Source organism: Bradyrhizobium cenepequi, from assembly GCF_020329485.1.
In the GTDB taxonomy this organism is placed as follows: domain Bacteria; phylum Pseudomonadota; class Alphaproteobacteria; order Rhizobiales; family Xanthobacteraceae; genus Bradyrhizobium; species Bradyrhizobium cenepequi.
The window spans coordinates 1-749 of record NZ_JAGKJI010000174.1 but is presented as its reverse complement, the minus strand read 5'-3'; the positions used below and the strand labels follow the sequence as shown (position 1 = coordinate 749).

Sequence of the window (749 nt, the reverse complement as noted above, 5' to 3'; positions counted from 1 at the left end):
TACGCGGCGCGTTCCTTGTCTGACTGTTCCTCGACAGTGGTCGCGGTTTCGTCCAACCCCTTTTCGTAATTGCCCGCGAACCTCTCGATGCTGTCGGCCCACATCCTTAGCATTGAGATCTGAAAGTGCATAATTGGCTTCAAGACATTCATACCGATTGCTGTCGCTGCGGTGATGCGCCTTTGTGGGTCGCGCGCGAAAAGTTTTGCATCAGAGGTCTTATCTGCCATGTTGTTAGCTCCTTCTGCTCTGGTGTTACGGCCCAAAGCTAAGTGTCGGGTTGTGCACTGCGTGATTCTAAACACTCGGCCAAAGCTTGATCTGCCGCGAGTCTCGCACCTCGGTCGTCATGCAGTTCGTCCAGTTTTTTCAGGTAAGCGACTGCGGCTATTTGCAGGAGATCGAAATCATATTCGCCGGTCTCACGAAGATTGGTAACGTAGCGATAGAGGGCGGAACGCCTGCTATCGTCCTCGCTAATACCGCTGTGGAACAGCAGGTAGTTTCGCCAAGCGAACGCACACGCGCCTTCTATCGCCTGAGAAGTCATGGATACCTCCCAAAAGCCAGAGAAGGACTGACGAGCCGTTTCGTTCCGCGAATTTCTCAGTTGTAATGCTGTTCCGTAGCTGCGCCGCAAGGTGTTCGCGCGGGCGATGTCGGTGCTGCGGTCGGCGACGTCCATGACGCAACCGGTCACGCGGTCGGCTGTTCCCTAGGGAACAGCGCCGGACCGCGAAGGTGCTAGT

2 protein-coding genes are annotated in these 749 nt (G+C 55.5%); both read right to left on the bottom strand.

Features of this window, described 5'->3' with window-relative positions:
• On the bottom strand, positions 1-230 hold a 230-nt coding region (locus tag J6497_RS40770; protein ID WP_225709678.1), incomplete at its 3' end, for a hypothetical protein.
• 38 nt (positions 231-268) lie between these two features.
• The gene (locus J6497_RS40765) at positions 269-685 is read right to left on the bottom strand and encodes a hypothetical protein (protein WP_225709762.1); all 417 of its coding nucleotides are present in this window, start codon (positions 683-685) and stop codon (positions 269-271) included.
• Positions 686-749: the final 64 nt, after the last annotated feature.